This is a genomic window from Steroidobacter flavus, assembly GCF_042651805.1.
Lineage (GTDB): Bacteria > Pseudomonadota > Gammaproteobacteria > Steroidobacterales > Steroidobacteraceae > Steroidobacter > Steroidobacter flavus.
This window is the reverse complement of sequence record NZ_JBHSDU010000014.1, coordinates 147388-166118: the sequence shown is the minus strand read 5'-3', so window position 1 is coordinate 166118 and position 18731 is coordinate 147388. Positions and strand designations below refer to the sequence as shown.

Below are 18731 nucleotides of genomic sequence, written 5' to 3'. Positions count from 1 at the left end.
TCTGTGCGAGGCGGTACATCAGCGAGGCGGCTACGCACGATGGTGTCGGTCAGAAGGCGAGTAGCGACCCAGTCGCGAAACGAAGGCGAAAGCGCAACGGCGACGATCAAAATCGCAACCAAGGCGACGAGACCGCCAACGATCGAGAGCAGCAGCTTCCAAAGCTTTCTTTTCCGACGGGGGCGAGGTGCAGCGGGTTCACTCATGGACAGACGATGATTTTGTTTCTGAAACGCCGATCAGTTGCACCGGTCCCAGCAGTCCCGAGGGAAGTAACGGTGAGTTGGCGTTGTAGGGCGATTGTGGAGCGAAGGTCACGGGAGTGGCGCCAGGCTGCTTGTCGCCGATCAAGCGGTTGGGCCACAGGTTTACGACTTTGATCTCGAGCTTGTTTTCGCCACGCCGAAGTGCGTCGGTGATGTCCAGTCGATACGGCGCATGCCAGGCAGTTCCGACCGGCTTGCCATTCACCATGACTGTCGCGAGCTCATGCACTGTTCCTAAGTCGAGGTGAACACGTTTGCCGCCAGCGAGCCAACCGGTCGCGACTTTGATTTGCTTGCTGTAAGTCGCTCCGCCGGAGAAGTAACGAATGCCGGGGGCCTCGATGTCCGGCCAGGAGACCAGCTGGTCGAAAGTGGCCGTAGGCGGCGCTCCGCGACCGGATTCGAAACTCACCGACCAGGGACCATCAACCGTGGTGAGCGCTTCTTCGAGCTTTGGCGCGGTCCACTCTTTCTGCTCGGCCTTACGGCGAAACACGATGAACACGGCCTCATGCGGGTCGAGCTTCAATGGTGTGCTGACGCCGTCGCCGTCCAATCGATAACTCAGCTTCTCGATGGACGCCGTCTCCGCGCGCCAGAGTTCCGGAGCGCTACCGGTAACTCGGAAGGTCACCTCAACTGTTTCCGGGCGCGCTTGCTGATTCGAGATGAAGTAGATGTCACTTTCGCCGCTGCGCCGGTGGGTCGTCAGAAGCCGCGCATCAGATGCGGCGCCGGAAAAGCTCACATCGGCTGCGATCTTCTCGGCCGCGAGCACAGGCGCGAGGTCCGATGTTTCATACACGCGGCCATGTCCGAAGGCGTGGCTCGTCCGCGACGGAGCTTGTCCCCAAACTTCTTGAGCGATCGCACGTACGTCGTCGTCAGAACCGGCGAGTCCCAGCCCACCGGTCGGCTTCGGACCCACGATCACTGCACCGGCCGAGACGAGCTCACGCACTTTGCGGAGCGCAGGCAGCGTGTAGCGCGTCACATGGGCGGGCATGTAGAGGATGCGATAGCTCATTCCGCTGGGAGTGACAATACGTCCATCCTTGACCGAAAGACGAGTTAGCAGGGCCTCCGGATTGATGTAGTCGTAGCGGTAGCCCGGTGGCACATCGGTGTTGAAGCGATCACGGAACAGCTCGGTGAGGTTTTTCTCCTCACCATAAAAATAGGCGATGTCCGCGATGTACTGGCCCTGTTGCAGCAAGTAGGAGGTGCGCGCGAGATAATCGATCCATGGTTTCGCGTGCTCGGCCCAGGTTTCATTTCTGGTGAAGAACTGCCCGAAGATGGACAGGGTCAGCCCGGGTTTCTTGTCGATCAGCGGCTGCAAGTGCGATTCGTGAATCAGAATCCGGTTGATCCCGCGCGCGAAGATCTCATCTGCGACGGGCTTCAGCATCGCGGGCGAGAAGCCCCATCGATCGTCTCCCGCCGCGACTGTGAGCGCTTCGGCGGCGGCAAACGGCTTGCCATAGACGTGCGCGGCAGACGCAGCTTCCTCGAGATCAGCTTTGAGCGATGGCTGGCCGGGCGCGGTCGCGAAGGGACGATACCAATACTCAGCCGTCGGAACATCCGAACGCGCCTTGAGCGTCATGCCATCGGCAATCGCTCGCGGAGTGTCGCCTTGTGCTTCGGAGTAATACCCCATGCCTCGCGCACGCAATTCTTTCGCGATCACGCCATGGTGGCTGTCCGCTACCCTGTCCTTGAGTGTTTGTCGGAAGTCCCACAGAAAACGTTCGCTCGTGTCGATGCTTTCGACGATGCGTCCCGCGAGCACTGGAAAATAGGGCAGCGGGTCATAGCCGCGGAGAGCGCGAAAGGCATCGACGAACTTCGGCGTCCAGTTCTGAACGCCGGCTTCCCAACTGTCGGTCAGCAGGTGTTCAACGCCGTTTGGACCGAGCTGTCCGCCACTAGCGCTCGCGTACATATCGAGATAAGCATCGAGGTAGCGTTTCACGGCTTCCGGATCGAGCTTGTCGACTTCGAGCCCGGTCGCGCCGGATTCAGCGGGCCCGTTCTTGTGGCCGGTGAGGGAATAGCCAAAGCGCAGCACAGTCCACTCACCGGGGGGAGGAGTCCAGTCGAGGCGACCGTCCGCACTCATGCGGCTGGTGAGATTGAACACCTGTGAATTGCGGATGATGGCTCGCGAATCAGCCGGCAGCTGTGGCGTATCCTGATTGGATCCTATCGTCGGTTCGAATCCCGCCTTGGCTTCGAAGTGATCGAGGCGAGCCCCCGTCTCGAGCTGGAGTCGCATGATTGCGAACTCGGTAGCGGGCTTGGCTCGCGGGAATGCCTTCGGCAACCCAGGCAACGGTTCAGGCGGCGGGGGAGCGGTCAGCACCACGCGAAAGAGCTTTCCGACCGTGGGAGAAAATGCATACATTCGTTGCGGTCCTGGCACATCGATGGTGTTGATGGCGCGTGGCGCGGTCTGCATCAGGCTGCGGAACTGCTGGCCATCCTCGCTGACCTGAACTTCGACGCCTGCAACCACGGGGCTCGCGACAGCCAACGTGAGCGCGCTGACTTCAGTCGGCTTCGCATACTGCATTTGGACCCAGGCACTGCGAGTGCCGGCGACGATTGGAAGCTTGATGACGTTGGCGAGGTCGCCGCGGGCAATGGGTGACAAGTCGATCGTACCGGCACCCGTCGTAAATGCGGGTTGTGCCGAACGGACTTCAGCCGCTGGCGTTCGAAACGCTACGACAAAGCTGTCCTTGTACAGCTCCGGCATGGTTTCGCCGGGCTTGGCATGCAGGCTGGCGCCAAGGAAGGGACCGCTCGTCGTCGGTGGCCGCTCGAGCAAGCCGCGAAATGGACGACCGCCCTCGATGTGCGACTCGCTCCAAACATATTTTTTCATGGCATCCGCGGGAGCGACCCAGGGCCCGCCGGTCTGGCTCCAGCCTGGCGATCCAGCGATGGTCAGTTCCATCCCGGCGCGACGGGTCGTCTCCAACGATTGCCGAAACACCTGCTGCCACGTCGAGCTCATGAATGGCACAGGCTCGGGGACAACTTTCAAATCCCCCATCGCGCCGGAGAACACGTGTACGCCGCCGAGACCGATTCGCTTCATCCACTCGAGGTCGAGCGCCGCGCCCTCGGCGGTGATGTTTCCGCCCATCCAGTGCCACCACACTCGCGGTCGCGCCGACATGGGGGGATTCTTGAATTCTTCCACCGAGGCGTCGGCCATCGAGACGATCGGCATGAGCATGGCGGCGGCTACGATGCCGCCCAAAGTAGCAGGCATTGATTTCATGGTTATTGTGCAGGTCGCGCCCGGGTCGGAATGAAGGTGTCGCCGGCAGTGACGGCGACCTCCGGTTGCTCACCAGGTGCGATGCTCAGCATCGCCTCGCCCAGCTCATTCGTTCTGACGGAGTCTTCTCCATAACTAACTGTGGCGTTCATGACCGGGCGAATATCACCATAGATATCGGTGGAAACCTTCGCGCGCACGCCGTTGTTTGTTCGCTTCAGTTCGAGCCGGAGCGGCGATGCTTTGGGCAATGCGTCGTAGCACGGCGCCAGAGCAGGCAGGGGCGGTGCGACCTTGCCGTCATAAACCGCGTTCACTGTGCCGGTCAACTTGGGCAGCGGCTGGACCGTATTGTCGATGCTCAAATCCATTTGGAGTTTGCCGGTATGACGCCCCGAGACGACAACGTCAGCGACGATGGCCCATGATCGCTTTTCGCCCGACCCTCCTTTCCGGGCCGACCCGGACAGGGTTCCGGTCACAAAGGTCGCGCCGTCATCGGTGAATCGATCGAACACGACCGCAGTCAAGGGACCCGCCCCCAACGCTCCTTTATAAGTGATCGTTGCCTTGCCTCCGGCCTTGCCGCGCACGACCACGGTTCGCTCCTCGGAGTTTGGGCCTCGATAGAGTTTTGCAGAGGGCGCCCACGCACCTACAGCTGAGCTGGCAACTGGAACCGGGCGCGTCGGTTCGCGCCCGAGGCGGGCCAAGGCGATCCGGTTTGGAGACGATACGCCTTTCGTTCGGGTTCGTTCCTGCAGCAGAACCATCGTGCTGTCCGGACTCCAGACCTGTTGTCCCGATAAGTTATTACCCGCGGTGAGCTCGCCATCGTAGACGTTCAGCGGCTGGCCTAACGATTGTCCGTTGTCGTCGCCGCGCGCCGGCAGCAGCCAGGGAGACAGGTCGCATTGAAAGCCCGTCCAGGTCGATACGTAGTAGGGAGCGATGGCAGCGCCGATCATCAGCCCAGTGAAGCCACGGATCTGCGGGATCCATGCGAGCGCGTCGAGCCGATTTCGGGCGCGCCAGGAGTTGACGACGAACAACCTTTGATCGGGAGATAACGAGGAGTCCTCATCCCAATCGGTGTGCGCGGTCAGTCGCGTAGTGTGGCCAGTTTCGAGATCGATTCGAATGACGTCCACATTGTTGTTCGGCAGGCCGACCGCAAGGATGCCTTTGCCATCCGGCGTGAAGCTCTTGAGCTCGTACAGCTGAGAAAGATTCTCCCAGCGATCGGCATCGTCATCGCTCGGCGATTTCGGCCCGATGGGGTTCACCACGCGCGGATCGGCGGCGACATATCTGTCAGCTTCGCGCTGCAGTCGGGCCACGATCATCAACGTTCCATCGGGACGAACTTCCATCCACCCCAGGTGTACGCCATCTGGCGCCAGGTGCCAGGTCCGCCGCTGCATTACTGTAAACGTGCCGCGATCCGCGCTCATGTCGATGGGGAGGAACCGGTGAGCGGCACAATCGCGGATGCTTGGCGCACATTCCAGCACCCATGCATCGGCGTCCGGTCCAGAATCTATCCCCATTGCGAGACCATGCGTCAGCACCAGTCGCTTGCCGTCGGGCAGCGCATACGCGAATCCTCCACCGCGCGTGTTCGGACGGTCATCGAAGTCGCAGGTGATGCACAGAAGATTCGAGCCATCGCTACCGATGATCCAAACCGTATTCGTCGGCTCATCCTGGAACAGGATCTCGCGCCCCTCCGCGATGAAGATGGGGAACTGAGGCTGCAGGTCCTTCGGCAGCTCGAGATAGTGATGCTCGACGGGAATATACGCCGGCTTGTCGACCGCATTTGGAGCGGACCGGGCAGCCAAACACGAGATCGACGTTGTCAGCAGCATCGCTAGAAGCGCGCCGCGTACTGTTCTTCTGGGCATGGATGGATACCTTGTCATCGCGAGCGGGGAGGCGAATCCGCGAGCTCGGCACGACGGCGTTCTCGCAAAACAAAGCGTTGCACCTTGCCGCTCGGTGTCTTTGGCAAGCTGTCGGCGAAGTGGACGATACGAGGGTAGGCGTGCGCTGCGTACTGCGTCTTCACCCATCGCTGCAATTCCTGGCTGAGTTCCTTCGATGCCGATACTCCCGCACGCAGCACGACGAAGGCTTCGAGCACTTCGCCGCGCATTGCATCGGGCGTTGCGATCACTGCGCTCTCGGCAACAGCAGGGTGGGTCGCCAGCACAGACTCCACCTCAAACGGACCGATGCGATAGCCCGCCATGATGATGACGTCATCGTCGCGAGATGAAAAATAGAAACAGCCGTCGTCATCCATGCGGGCTACGTCGCCCGTCAGATACCAGCGCCCATCGCGAGAAAATTTCTCCGCGCTTTTTTTGGGATCGTCCTGATACCCGATGAACCAGGCCAAGGGGCTGTGATCCAGTGCCAGCGCCAGCCGTCCCACGGTTCCATGGGGAGCGGGCTCATCCCGATCCTGACGCAAGATGGCCGCCTTCCAACCCGGCATCGCCGATCCCATGGAGCCGGGCTTCAATGAGTGTTTCACGGTCTGGTGATGATGGTTGTTTATCAGCATGCCTGCTTCGGTCTGACCGTAATGGTCGTGAACCGCCACGCCGAGCGAGGTCAGGGCCCATTCGTTTACATCCGGTGTCAGCGGCTCGCCCGCACTCGATGCGCAACGCAGTTTCAATGCCGCGGGCACCAGCAGATTCGACGTGCGCAGGGCGCGATAGACGGTCGGTGCGGCAGCGAAGTTGGTGATGCCGAAACAATCCAGCACAGAGAATGTCATCGCGGCCGAAAAATTTCCTTGAACCATCACGCCCAGGGTTCCCGTCGAGAATGAGGCGAGCACTCCGAAATAGAGGCCATAAGCCCAGCCCGGATCGGCGGCACACCAATAGATGTCATCAGGGCGAAGATCGAGGCCGAACTCGAGATACGCACGAAACGAGGCCAGGGCGCGTATCGGCACCGCCACGCCCTTGGGTCGGCCCGTCGTACCTGACGTATAGATTTGAATGAACGGCGCGTCACCCCCAAGCACTGCGGCGGGAAACCCCGGTTCGAACGCTCCTAGCAACTGATCGAAGTTGAATGCATCGCCCGTCGGCGGCCCAGTTGTGATCACACGTAAAGATGAGCTGTCGAGCTCCGTGAGTTTGGACAGCTGCGTCGGATCGACAACGATGAGCTTCGCGCCGCTTGCTTGCAGTCGAAATTCAATCGCCTGTGCCGCGAACGCCGTGAACAATGGCACATGCACGGCACCGAGGCGCCAAATCGCCATCAGCGTGACGAGGTACTCACGCGACTTGCCCATCAGGGTTGCAACTCGATCGCCCGGACGAACACCGATGCTGGCGAGCGCCGCCGCGAAGCGCTCAGAGTCTTCGCGCAGTGCTTGATAGGTCAGATCGTGACTGGATAAATCTTCCGTCACGATTCTATATGCCACCTTCGCGGGATCGTGCCCATCGCACAACAGCCACGCCGCCGAGGCCGTCGGGCTGCCGTAGAGCGCGAGCCACTCGCGCACGCGTTCTAACAAATGCACGGATGTGGAAGCGGATTGAGATTGAAGCATGGATCTTGGAGTGCGTCTTCGTTCACGCCAGCCTACTGTCCGGACAATGGACCGGCTTTCGTCGCAGAGCACTCGAATTCTTCTACAGAGTACGCGGACGCGATGGTTTCGTTGCGCGAGAAACAGGTGACGGCGTACTCTTGCGTCACAGTGTCTCCTGCTCAAAGACACAGTTGGGGGAAAGCAACGATGAGCGCGTCGATACAAACTCAAGATCGATTCAGCGGCTGCGCCATGAGCCTGCCGGATCTGCGCGATCGGTGGCTGTGTTTCATCCGTCGCCATTTGATGCCGTACCAGCTCGGTTTGGGTGGGGCGACAGATCGTGACTTTGCGATGGCGGCTGAGGGCCGTTCCGTTGCGGATTGGTCCATCATCCGCATCACGACGACCGCTGGCAAAGGCCAGCTCATGCGGAATCACCAGCAGATCGCAGCGGATTGCCGCGAGCGCTACATCATGTATATCTCTTTGCGAGATTGCATAGAGTTCGAGCAGTTCGGGCGTAGCCGCCGTTGCGGAGCGGGAACGGCTACCTTGGTGTCCTCGAGCGATCCTCTGGTGCATTCGAAATTTGGCAATAACGACACGATCGGCTTGGGCATTCCGCGCGATTTCGCCGATCAACGACTGATGGCGGCGGAGCGCAGATGCTTGACACCAATCAGTGTGGGCGATGGATTGGGACGACTGGTGGGCGAGTCTCTGCTTTCGCTGCAACGGAACGCGGCCAGGATGACCGATGAAGAATTCGTCCAGGCTGCGCACCCACTCGCCGATCTCGTGTTGCTGGCGTTCGGAGGTCAAGCCGATGTCATGACGTCCACGACCAGCGTTCGCACCAGCAACCTGGCCCGTGCCAAACGCTTGATCAGACAGCACTTGGCGGATCCGGACCTGCGACTCGAAGACATTGCCCATGCGTGCGGCTTCTCGCTCAGCTATTTGCACAAGCTGTTCCGCGACGATGGACGTACCGCGCGCGAGTATGTGAACGAGGAGCGCTTGCAGAAGGCGCACCTGCTACTGAGGAGCGGGCGGGCGATCAGCGTCACGAGCGTGGCATTGGAGTGTGGTTTTTCCAACATGTCTCACTTCAGCACGGCCTTCAGGGCAGCTTTCGGAATTTCGCCTCGCGACGTGCTGGGTCAGCGCTGGTCATAGCACCCCGGGAACAAAGAAACAAGCTTGACTGCTCGGAACAATCGTGGCGGGATGCCGGCGGGGTTATATGCCCGTAGCGCTCGCTGAGCCAACCGGCGTCAGCTGCGCTCCAATTGTCGGGTAAGTTCCGATCACGATTGACTTTAAATCCGCCCGCCAGTGCTCCCGACGCAAATTCGAGTGCTCCGTGCCGAAAGCGACGTGGTTCCGGCCCAGGTAGGCTTGCCTGAAGAGGGGCGCTCAGACTCTGCCGGCGACCCAACAGCTGGTTGGTCCGCGGCGAACCCTTGGGAAATGGTGCCCACTCGCCGGATATGACATGAAGATGTTGACCGTTTTGCTCGGCTCGATCCTCTGCCTCGGATTGGCAGCTGCCTCGGCGCAGGAGGTAACGGTCTTGTCGAGCCGTCCTGACACGGTGAGCGATGGCGACGCGCTGATCGCCGTGGCGCTGCCAGTGGGGGAGGGGCGGTCGGATCTGAAGGTTTCAGTCGGCGACACCGATGTGACTTCGAGCTTCACGCTGCAAGGCCGCTCGATGATCGGGCTCGTCAAAGGGCTGAAGCCCGGCAAGAACAAGCTGACCGTGACGGTGCGCGGCCGCTCGAGCAGCGTGGTGCTGATCAACCACGACCGGAACGGGCCGATCTTCTCAGGCCCACACCAGCAGCCTTTCATGTGCGAAACCGACAGGTTCAAGCTTCCTGATGGTTCCACCTTGGGAGCGCCCCAAGATGCGGACTGCAATGCGCCGACCAAGGTCCTGTTTGTATATCGGTCGTCGTCGGGTGGTGCCTTCAAACCTCTGCCTGCAGGGACGACGCTCCCACCGGACATGGGTCAGACAACGACGTTGAACGGCCGGACGGTCAACTACATCGTCCGCGTCGAAACGGGCACGATCAATCGCTCGATCTATCAGATGGCGATGCTGTTCGATCCGACGCAAGACGAGGCGCCTTCACCCACGTCGACCTACAAAGGATGGAACGGCAGGGCGGTGTTCTCATTCGGCGGTGGCGCCACAGCCGGATATCATCAGGGCGCCATAGCCGGCGACACGCTTGTGCACGATATGTTGTCGCGGGGCTTCGCGGTAATGAGTTCGAGCCTCAATGTGATGGCCTTTGTCGGCAGCGATGTGGTCTCCGCGGAGACTGCTTCAATGGTCAAGGAGCGATTCATCGAAACATTCGGCCCGCCAAAGTATGTGATGGGGTGGGGCGGGTCCGGCGGGTCGATGCAGCAGCATCTCATCGCCAACAACTATCCAGGAATTCTGGATGGAATTGTCCCCGGCGCCTCTTTTCCCGATCTCTATTCTCTGGTGCCGTACACGGTCGATTGCGCGTTGATGGCGAAGGCTTTCGATTCCGGGCAGCAGACCTGGACCGATGAACAGAAGCGAGCTGCTGCCGGTTTGAACACCTGGAAGACTTGCGCCCAATGGGTGCTCTTCTTTACGCCTGAATGGATGTGGGCCAGACAAGCCGATCCATTGATACGAGCCGGCGATAGCAACTGCCATTCGGTGATCCCTCGTGAGTTGACGTACGATCGGTTGCGCAATCCACGCGGCGCCCGCTGCGATATTTATGCAGCCGGCCGCAATGCTCTGGGCTTCGATCCGAAGACCGGTCAAACCTATCGCGCATATGACAACGTCGGCGTCCAATATGGACTCAAGGCATATCACGCAGGCGCGATCTCAGCGGAGCAGTTCGTCGAGCTGAATGAGAATGTTGGCGGCTTCGACGACGACGGCGATTTTCAGGTCGCCCGCTCCGTCGCGCATCCGTTGGCGTTACGTAGGATGTTTGAATATGGGCGGATCAACGAGGCGGAAAATCTCGACGATCTTCCCATCATCGATCTACGCGGCAATCCAGGACGGGGGCCTGATGTGCACGATGCGGTGAAGTCAGAGAATACGCGAGCGCGCATCGTAGGAGCGAATGGCGGCGCCGCTGGACATGTGATGGTGCGCGCCGAGGCCCCTGTTGCCACGGCGCCGGGTTCCGGTGCTCCCTCGCATCATGCGAGCATGAACGTCTTCGCTCTGCTGAAGATGGACGAATGGCTCAATAACATTGTTAGCGACACTCGGCACTTTCCTAGTAAAGCGGCCAAGGTCGTCGCCAACAAGCCGGCGGATCTCGCGACGGATGTCTGCTTCATGGCGGACGACACGCGCATCAACGAGGCGTCTTCCCTCGGCAACTCTGGCTCATGTGGCAGCAAACTGCCCTATTTCGAAGACCCGCGGATGACCGCAGGCGCACCGCTGACCAATGACGTTCTCAAATGTCAGCTGCGCCCGTTCCGAGCCGTCGACTATCCAAACATGGCGCCGGCCCTGGTGGCACGGCTGCAAGCGGTCTTCTCGACTGGTGTCTGCGACTATTCGAAGCCGAGCGTCGGCTTCCGGCCTTTGAAGGGAACCTGGCTGTCCTATCCCAATCCTGGCGTCTCGGTTCCGATGGCCCCACTCTGAGACATCGGCGCGCCTGTCGAAGTTGCAATCAGTGTTGATTGTAAACAAGCTCCGGGGGAGAATCGCGCCACAGCGGCAAACAACATCACCCTGAGGATGTGACTTGAAACGTCGAACCCTGATCGGAGCCGGTGCCGCATTGGTCACTCTGCCATTCATGGGCGCAATGGCCGCCCGCCCCCGCAATGGTTCCTTCCCAAAGGGTTTCCTGTGGGGCGCCGCGACTTCCGGGCACCAGATTGAAGGCAACAACGTCAATGCCGACATCTGGGTCGTCGAGAATGTGAAACCGACGATCTACGCCGAGCGGTCGGCGGACGCCGCCAATAGTTTCGAGCTGTGGCCCCAGGATCTGGAGCTGGTCAAAGAGATCGGGCTCAACAGCTATCGTTTCAGCCTGGAGTGGTCGAGAATCGAGCCCGACGAAGGGCAGTTCTCGATCGCGGCATTAGACCACTACAAAAGAATCATCGACGGCTGCCGTGAGCACGGGATCACCCCAGCAGTTACATTCAATCACTACACCACGCCGCGCTGGTTCGCGGCGCGTGGCGGTTGGACAAAGCAGGACGCACCGCAACTGTTTGCGCGCTTTTGCGATCGAGCGGCCCGGCGGCTCGCAGAAGGAATCGGCTATGCCACCACGCTGAACGAGCCCAATCTGATCGCGGTCCTTCGCTTCGCCGCATTGGCCGAGCAGTTGGACAAGCTGATGCCGTACGTTCGAGCGATGAACGAAGCGGCGGCGCGAGCAGTTGGCAGCGAACAATTCGTCACCGGCAACACCATCAGCGTCGATGACGTTGAGGGCCTGACCCAGACTCTGATCGCCGGGCACAGGGCTGGCCGCGAAGCCATCAAGGCCGTGCGAACAAACTTGCCTGTTGGAGTGAGCCTGGCGGTCATCGATGACCAGGCTGTCGAACGAAACAGTATTCGCGACAGCATGCGTAAGAAACTTTACGGTGCCTGGCTCGAAGCCGTGCAAGGCGACGACTTCCTGGGCGTGCAGAACTACGAACGACACCTCTGGGACGCCAAAGGCACGGTCGCGCCACCGCCCGGCGATCGCAACGCTGCGGGTGGTGAAGTTTATGCAGCATCTCTGGCCGGCGCGGTCCGCTACGCCCATTCCGTCACGGGCGTGCCGATCATCGTGACCGAACATGGCGTAAACACAGAAGACGATGCACTTCGCGCACGCTTCATTCCCGCCGCGCTGTCCGAGCTGAAGAAAACCATCGATGAGGGCGTGCCGATTCTCGGCTATTTCCATTGGAGCCTCATCGACAATTTCGAATGGCTGTACGGCTACAAGCCGAAGTACGGACTCGCCAGCGTCGATCGGCAGACGTTCAAGCGCACGCTCAAGCCGAGTGCGCAGGTATATGGCGCCATCGCTCGGCGCAACGCTCTTTGAGCGGCGCTGCGTTCGACTGAGAAGGGGAGAGTTAGATGGTTGCCACGGTAGGTCCGGCAGTTGCCCGCACGACTGCTGTGAACGGGAGCCACAACGGAGCGCTCGCCGTTCTCGCCACCATCTTTTTCATGTGGGGTTTCGTCACGGTCCTGAACGACGTGCTGATTCCGCATCTGAAATCGGTTTTCGATCTGACCTACACCGCGACATTGCTGATTCAGTTCGTCTTCTTCGGCACGTATTTCCTGATGGCGCTGCCCGGAGCGAAGCTCATCGAAGGGTTCGGCTATCGTCGCAGCATCGCCATCGGACTCGCCATCACAGGCGTCGGCGCGGCCGGGTTCATTCCCGCCGCCACCCTGCCTTCGTATCCATTGTTTCTGGGGGCTCTGTTCGTGCTGGCAGCAGGAATCACCGTGCTCCAGGTTGCTGCCAATCCGTACGTGGCAGTCATTGGTCCGCCGCAGACGGCATCGAGCCGACTCAATCTCGTCCAGGCGTTCAACTCCTTGGGCACGGCCGTCGCACCGACGTTCGGCGGCATGCTCATTCTGGCGAACACCGTCGGTGGAACATCGTCGCACGAGCAGGTGCTCTCGCAGGCGCAACGCGCTGCTGATGCGCTCGCCGTGCGGTGGCCCTATGCAGGAATCGCGTTGCTGTTACTGGTGCTCGCGGTGGTGATCTATTTGTGGCCGCTGCCGCCCGTTCCAACCGAGGACACGCCGGACGATCGCGTCAACGACAGCGTCTGGCGGCATAGACGATTGGTGCTCGGGCTGGCCGCCATCTTTACCTACGTCGGCGCTGAGATTGCGGTGGGAAGCTTTCTCATCAATTACATCTCGGGTCCGACGGTCGGCAACATGTCGCATGCCGACTCGGCCTTCTATGTGACTTTGTTCTGGTCCGGGGCGATGGCTGGCCGCTTCGTGGGCTCCGGCTTGATGCGTGTGATTCCGCCCTGGTCGATGCTTGCGATTCAGTCCATCGCTGCGACGCTGCTCATCCTGCTGTCGATCTCGACGAGCGGCACGGTTGCGATCTGGACCATCGTGCTGGTCGGTCTGATGAACTCGATCATGTTCCCCACGATCTTCGCGTTGGCGATCGAGGGCCTCGGACATCTGACGCAGCGTGGTTCGGGGCTGCTCATCATGGCCATCGTTGGTGGCGCCATCGTGCCACTCATCCAGGCAGTGATCGCCGATGCCCACGGCATACGGCTGGCGTTTCTCGTGCCGGCGGCGTGCTACCTGTGTGTGCTGTATTTCGCGCTGGCCTGCCGGCCAGCAGCCCGATACTGAAATCCTCGTGGAGCTGCACTCGACAACCGAGGTGGTGGGGCAGTTGCGACAGATCGTCGGCCGAAGGCACGTGATCACGGAGCAGTCCAAAGCTCAACGGTTCTCCGCCGGCTATCGTTGCGGCGGCGGAGCGGTAGCGGCAGTCGTTCGTCCCGGCTCGCTCATCGAACAATGGCGCGTGTTCCGAGCGTGCATTCGCGCTGACTACATCGTAATTGTGCAAGCGGCGAACACCGGGCTGACCGGCGGCTCGACGCCGTTCGGCAGCTATGACCGCCCAGTGGTGATCATCAACACCCTGCGCATCAGGAGGATTCACTTGCTTCGCGAAGGTCAACAGGCGGTATGCCTTGCGGGCGCGACGCTGCATGAACTGGAGCGCGTGCTTGCGCCGCTCGGCCGAGAGCCTCATTCGGTCATCGGGTCTTCTTGCATCGGTGCGTCGGTGATTGGTGGCATATGTAACAACTCAGGCGGAGCGCTCGTGAGGCGCGGCCCCGCGTACACTGAGTACGCGCTCTATGCCAAAGTCGATGAATCAGGTGAGATTCATCTTCGCAATCACCTTGGCATCCGTTTAGGCGATCAAGCCGAGGACATTCTCGAGAGGGTAGAGCGCGGAAGCTTTTCAGATCGCGATGTCATGATGGATCATCGCCACGCATCTGCTGCAATCTATGCACGGCGCGTTCGCGATGTTCACGCATCGTCCGCGGCGCGCTTCAATGCCGATCCGTGCCATCTATTCGAAGCGTCGGGAAGTGCGGGCAAGGTCATGGTGTTCGCGGTGCGCGTGGATACCTTCCCCAAGGACCAACTCACCACGACGTTTTACATCGGAACCAACGATCCGGGGGAGCTGACCACGCTCCGCCGACGCATCCTTACCGAGCAGCCAGTGCTGCCGGTCGCTGGCGAGTACATCCATCGCGAGGCATTTGATCTCGCCGCGATCTACGGCAAGGATATTTTTCTCGCGATCGAGCGATTGGGTACGCAGCGATTACCGATCCTTTACGCTGCCAAGAGCCGAATCGACACGTTCGCGCGTCTGATTGGATTGTCGCGAGCCAATGTTTCCGATCGGCTGCTGCAACTTGCAAGCCGCTGGTTCTCCAATCATCTTCCCGCTCGCATGCTGGCTTTTCGCGACCGATTCGAACATCACCTGATCCTCAAGATGGCGGATGATGGCATCGAACCGGCGCGCTCGCTGCTCTCTGAGATGTTCCCTAGCGCCGGAGGCGACGTTTTCGAATGCACGCGTGAGGAAGAAACAAAGGCGTTCCTTCACCGCTTCGCGGTGGCCGGCGCTGCTGTTCGCTACCGCGCGATCCACCACGCCGAGGTCGAGGACATCCTTGCCTTGGACATTGCCCTACGCCGCAACGATGAGGACTGGTTTGAGCGGCTGCCCGCAGACGTGGCCGCTCCTATCGCGAAAGCGATCTACTACGGGCATTTCTTCTGTCACGTGTTTCACCAGGATTACGTCCTCCGCAAAGGGGCCGCGTCCCTGGAGCTCAAACATCGCCTGCTCGAGCTGATCGACGGCCGCGGCGCCCAGTATCCCGCCGAACACAATGTCGGACACCTATATCCAGCCACGGCGGCCCTTCAGGCGCATTACCGCGAGCTTGATCCGGGCAACCGGCTCAATCCAGGCATCGGGCAAACGAGTCGAGAGCGGTCTTGGGAGTCTCATGGCCCATGAATCCCCTCAGTGCTCCCGGCACAAATTCGAGTGCTCTGTGGGGAAAGCGATGTGGTTCCGGCACAAGTAGGCTCGCCTGAAGGCCGGCGGATCGCCGCGGTCCATGCATAACGTGAGGATGTGAACTTGAAACGTCGAACTCTGATCGGAGCGGGTGCCGCGCTGGCTGTTCTGCCCCTGACCGGCGCAATGGCGGCGCGCCCGCGCGGCGGCTCTTTCCCCAAGGGATTTCTGTGGGGAGCCGCGACCTCGGGCCACCAGATCGAGGGCAACAACATCAACAGCGACATGTGGGTCGCCGAGACGGTGAAGCCCACGTTTTTCGCAGAGCCGTCGGGCGACGCGACGAACAGTTTTGCGCTGTGGCCGCGCGATATGGATCTGGTCAAATCGTTCGGGCTCAACAGCTATCGATTCAGCGTGGAGTGGTCGCGCATCGAGCCTGAGCCGGGCATGTTCTCCATAGCGATGCTCGATCACTACAAGGCGATGATCGAAGGGTGCCGCGAGCGAGGACTGATCCCCATGGTCACCTTCAGCCACTTCACGACTCCGCGCTGGTTCGCTGCGCGCGGAGGCTGGACAAACGCAGAGTCTCCGGATCTCTTCGGTCGATTCTGTGAGCGCGCGGCTCGCCATCTGGCGGCAGACATCGGCTACGCGATGACGCTGAATGAGCCCAACGTTCTTCGCAACCCCACGGACGATGCGAAGTTGGCCAAGATCAAGCCGGTGTTCGACGGCATGACCGCGGCTGCCGCCAAGGCGATCGGCAGTACACGTTTCGTGATAGGGAACTTCGGCGTCGAGGATCTCGATCAATACACCCGCACGGTGATTGCCGCACACAAGGCGGCCAAGGCGGCGATCAAGGCGGCGCGCAGCTCGCTGCCGGTGGGCGTAACCCTGGCCATGCCGGACGACCAAACGGTCGGCTCCAACAGCATGCGCGACAAGTTCCGCGCGCAATCCTATCTGCCGTGGCTCGAGGCGGCGCGGTCCGACGATTTCTTGGGTGTGCAGAACTACGAACGTCAGCTGTGGGACGCGAACGGCAAGGTCGACCCGCCAGCGGGCGGTGTTCGCAACGCCGGAGGCGGTGAGGTCTATCCCGCGTCGCTCGCGAATGCCGTGCGCTATGCCCATTCGGTTGCGCGAGTTCCGATCATCGTTACCGAACATGGCGTCAACACGGACGATGACACAATCCGTGCTCGCTTCATTCCCGAGGCGCTTGCGGAATTGAGAAAGGCCATGGACGAGGGGATCCCCGTGAAGGGTTATATCCATTGGTCGCTGCTGGACAATTTCGAATGGATCTCTGGTTACAAGCACCACTACGGACTCGTAGCGGTCGACCGCAAGACATTCCAGCGCACTCCCAAGCCGAGCGCGGCTGTCCTGGGAGCAATTGCTCGCGCCAATGAGTTGCCGTGAGCCGCGAGCCTAAATGAGCACGTCGGTTGAACTCGCTTGGGAACCCACAGCGGAGCGCATAGCGAGCGCAAGAATCACCGCCTTCATTGCATGGTTAGCGGAGCGTCGCGGCCAGCGCTTCGATAGTTATGAAGCGCTGTGGCAGTGGTCGGTTGAGCAGCAAGAGGATTTCTGGGCCGCGGTCTGGGAATGTTTCGGAGTCGTTGCCGAGCGTGGCTACGACAGCATTCTGTCCGACCCCAGTATGCCGGGCGCTCGCTGGTTCGAAGGTGCGCGACTGAATTTCGTGGACCAAGTGTTTCGACATCGCGAGCTTGGCTCGCCTGCCATCATCTTCGAGAGTGAAGCGGGCGGCCGAGGTGAGATCGGCTGGCCCGAGCTCGAGCGACAGGTTGCGGCAATCGCCCGGACACTGCGGGAGTTTGGCGTCAAACCAGGCGATCGTGTCGTCGCGTACCTGCCGAATATTCCTCAGACTGTCATCGCATTTCTCGCCGCCGCGAGTATCGGGGCGATCTGGTCGGTCGCCTCCCCAGAGCTGGGACCGGTGAGTGTCGTCGATCGTTTTCGACAGATCGAGCCCAAAGTGCTCATTGCCTGCGACGGCTATCGGTTCGCCGGCAAACCGCAGGACCGTCGCGAGGTCCTAGATTCCATCGTCTCGCAACTGCCCACAGTAGAGTCGATCGTTTGGGTTCCACATCTCGGTTCGACAGCGCTGCCGCCGTCGACCGTATCGAATCGACGTGTCGTCGACTGGGCAGCCGCTTGCGCAGGCTCGGGCATACTCGAGACCGCGGCGTTGCCTTCAGACCATCCACTTTGGATCCTTTACTCGTCGGGTACGAGTGGATTGCCGAAAGCAATCGTCCACGGACATGCGGGCATCGTCATGACGGGGTTGGTCGCGGTTGCTTTCCACAGCGATCTGCGCGCTGGAGATCGAGTTCTGTGGACTTCCAGCACGTCCTGGATGGTTTGGAATGCGCACGTTGGATGCCTCCTGGTCGGAGCGACGCTGGTGTTGTTCGACGGAGCTGTGACGGGTATCCGAGATCTACCCGACTGGTCAGTCCTGTGGCGCCTCGCGGAGCGCGAACAAGTGTCGTTCTTTGGCGCCGGCGCTGCGTTCTATCACGCCTGCCTCAAAGCGGGGCTCACGCCAGGTGAGCATACAAACCTGACTGCCTTACGAACCATCGCGTCGACCGGCTCACCGCTATCGGCGGATGGATATCGCTGGTTGTATGGAGCGGTGAAGCGCGACGTTTGGGTGAACTGTGTCTCTGGGGGCACCGATATCTGCGGTCCCTTCATCGGCGGCCTGCCAACGTTGCCGGTCTACGTGGGCGAGATGCAATGCCGTGTGCTCGGCGCAGCAGTGCACGCGTTCGATGAGAAGGGGCAAGCGGTAACGAATGCTGTCGGGGAGCTGGTTTGCACGCGTCCGCTGCCCTCGATGCCGCTGTTCTTCTGGGGCGACCAGGACAACCGTCGCTATCTCGAAAGTTATTTCGATACGTTCAAGGGCCCCGCCGACGAGAATGTCTGGCGCCATGGTGATTGGCTCGAGCTGACCCCGCGGCCACGCGCAGTCGGCGCCGTGATCTATGGACGCTCCGATGCGACGATCAATCGCCAAGGCATCCGGATGGGAACCGCCGAGCTCTATCGAGCGGTGGAGGCTTTCCCCGAGGTGACGGATAGCCTGGTCGTCGATCTCGAGTACTTGGGGCGTGAATCGTATATGGCGCTGTTCATTGTCCTGCGGCCAGACGTGGCGCTGACCGATGAACTCGATAAGCGCCTTCGCCAGTCGATTCGCACGGCATTGTCGCCACGCCATGTGCCCAACGACATTCTGCAGGTACCGCAGGTTCCGAAGACATTGACCGGTAAGAAGCTCGAGCTGCCGATCAAAAAGCTACTGCTCGGGCATCCGCTCGAGAAAGTGGTTGCGCGCGATGCGCTCGCGAATCCTGCGAGCCTGGATTGGTTTGTCGAGTTTGCAAATAAACAGTCGAGACTGTAGCGAGAACAGGGGATAT

The 18731-nt window shown here is 60.6% G+C and carries 10 protein-coding genes and 1 pseudogene; 8 read left to right on the top strand and 3 right to left on the bottom strand.

Annotated elements, in window-relative coordinates:
- Positions 1 to 198 precede the first annotated feature (198 nt).
- From ACFPN2_RS23475 to ACFPN2_RS23465, 3 genes are all read right to left on the bottom strand, one after another.
- Positions 199 to 3552: a glycosyl hydrolase gene (locus ACFPN2_RS23475; protein ID WP_380601128.1), complete on the bottom strand. Its 3354-nt coding sequence runs from the start codon at positions 3550 to 3552 to the stop codon at positions 199 to 201.
- An 11-nt stretch (positions 3553 to 3563) separates the two neighbouring features.
- Positions 3564 to 5405, bottom strand: coding sequence for a TolB-like translocation protein (locus tag ACFPN2_RS23470; protein ID WP_380601127.1), 1842 nt, complete (start codon positions 5403 to 5405; stop codon positions 3564 to 3566).
- A gap of 77 nt (positions 5406 to 5482) precedes the next feature.
- Positions 5483 to 7147 (bottom strand): AMP-binding protein, encoded by a 1665-nt coding sequence (locus tag ACFPN2_RS23465; RefSeq protein WP_380601126.1) that lies wholly within the window; start codon positions 7145 to 7147, stop codon positions 5483 to 5485.
- On the opposite strand from ACFPN2_RS23465, the pseudogene ACFPN2_RS23460 reads away from it, so the two are divergent.
- From ACFPN2_RS23460 to ACFPN2_RS23425, 8 genes and pseudogenes are all read left to right on the top strand, one after another.
- Positions 7112 to 7873: pseudogene (locus ACFPN2_RS23460) on the top strand (cupin domain-containing protein); the annotation flags it as partial. The gene ACFPN2_RS23465 and the pseudogene ACFPN2_RS23460 overlap by 36 nt on opposite strands.
- A gap of 9 nt (positions 7874 to 7882) precedes the next feature.
- The gene (locus tag ACFPN2_RS23455) at positions 7883 to 8311 is read left to right on the top strand and encodes a helix-turn-helix transcriptional regulator (RefSeq protein ID WP_380602821.1); all 429 of its coding nucleotides are present in this window, start codon (positions 7883 to 7885) and stop codon (positions 8309 to 8311) included.
- Between the two features lie 319 nt (positions 8312 to 8630).
- Positions 8631 to 10805: a DUF6351 family protein gene (locus tag ACFPN2_RS23450; RefSeq protein ID WP_380601125.1), complete on the top strand. Its 2175-nt coding sequence runs from the start codon at positions 8631 to 8633 to the stop codon at positions 10803 to 10805.
- Between the two features lie 157 nt (positions 10806 to 10962).
- The gene (locus tag ACFPN2_RS23445) at positions 10963 to 12225 is read left to right on the top strand and encodes a glycoside hydrolase family 1 protein (RefSeq protein WP_380602819.1); all 1263 of its coding nucleotides are present in this window, start codon (positions 10963 to 10965) and stop codon (positions 12223 to 12225) included.
- Between the two features lie 35 nt (positions 12226 to 12260).
- Complete coding sequence (locus ACFPN2_RS23440) at positions 12261 to 13532, top strand: sugar MFS transporter (protein WP_380601123.1); 1272 nt, start codon at positions 12261 to 12263, stop codon at positions 13530 to 13532.
- Positions 13533 to 13539: 7 nt separating this feature from the next.
- Positions 13540 to 15246, top strand: coding sequence for a D-lactate dehydrogenase (gene dld, locus ACFPN2_RS23435; protein ID WP_380601122.1), 1707 nt, complete (start codon positions 13540 to 13542; stop codon positions 15244 to 15246).
- 189 nt (positions 15247 to 15435) lie between these two features.
- On the top strand, positions 15436 to 16683 hold the full coding sequence (locus ACFPN2_RS23430) for a family 1 glycosylhydrolase (protein WP_380601120.1): 1248 nt from the start codon (positions 15436 to 15438) through the stop codon (positions 16681 to 16683).
- 13 nt (positions 16684 to 16696) lie between these two features.
- A complete protein-coding gene (locus ACFPN2_RS23425) occupies positions 16697 to 18715 on the top strand; it encodes an acetoacetate--CoA ligase (protein WP_380601119.1) in 2019 nt (672 codons plus the stop codon).
- Positions 18716 to 18731: the final 16 nt, after the last annotated feature.

Bases quoted from the DNA above. Each gene is read 5' to 3' on its own strand.
- ACFPN2_RS23430 (WP_380601120.1), top strand. From the start codon at position 15,436: ATGGCGGCGCGCCCGCGCGGCGGCTCTTTCCCCAAGGGATTTCTGTGG.
- ACFPN2_RS23465 (WP_380601126.1), bottom strand. From the start codon at position 7,147: ATGCTTCAATCTCAATCCGCTTCCACATCCGTGCATTTGTTAGAACGC.
- ACFPN2_RS23440 (WP_380601123.1), top strand. From the start codon at position 12,261: ATGGTTGCCACGGTAGGTCCGGCAGTTGCCCGCACGACTGCTGTGAAC.
- ACFPN2_RS23445 (WP_380602819.1), top strand. From the start codon at position 10,963: ATGGGCGCAATGGCCGCCCGCCCCCGCAATGGTTCCTTCCCAAAGGGT.
- ACFPN2_RS23450 (WP_380601125.1), top strand. From the start codon at position 8,631: ATGAAGATGTTGACCGTTTTGCTCGGCTCGATCCTCTGCCTCGGATTG.
- ACFPN2_RS23475 (WP_380601128.1), bottom strand. From the start codon at position 3,552: ATGCCTGCTACTTTGGGCGGCATCGTAGCCGCCGCCATGCTCATGCCG.
- ACFPN2_RS23455 (WP_380602821.1), top strand. From the start codon at position 7,883: ATGACCGATGAAGAATTCGTCCAGGCTGCGCACCCACTCGCCGATCTC.
- ACFPN2_RS23425 (WP_380601119.1), top strand. From the start codon at position 16,697: ATGAGCACGTCGGTTGAACTCGCTTGGGAACCCACAGCGGAGCGCATA.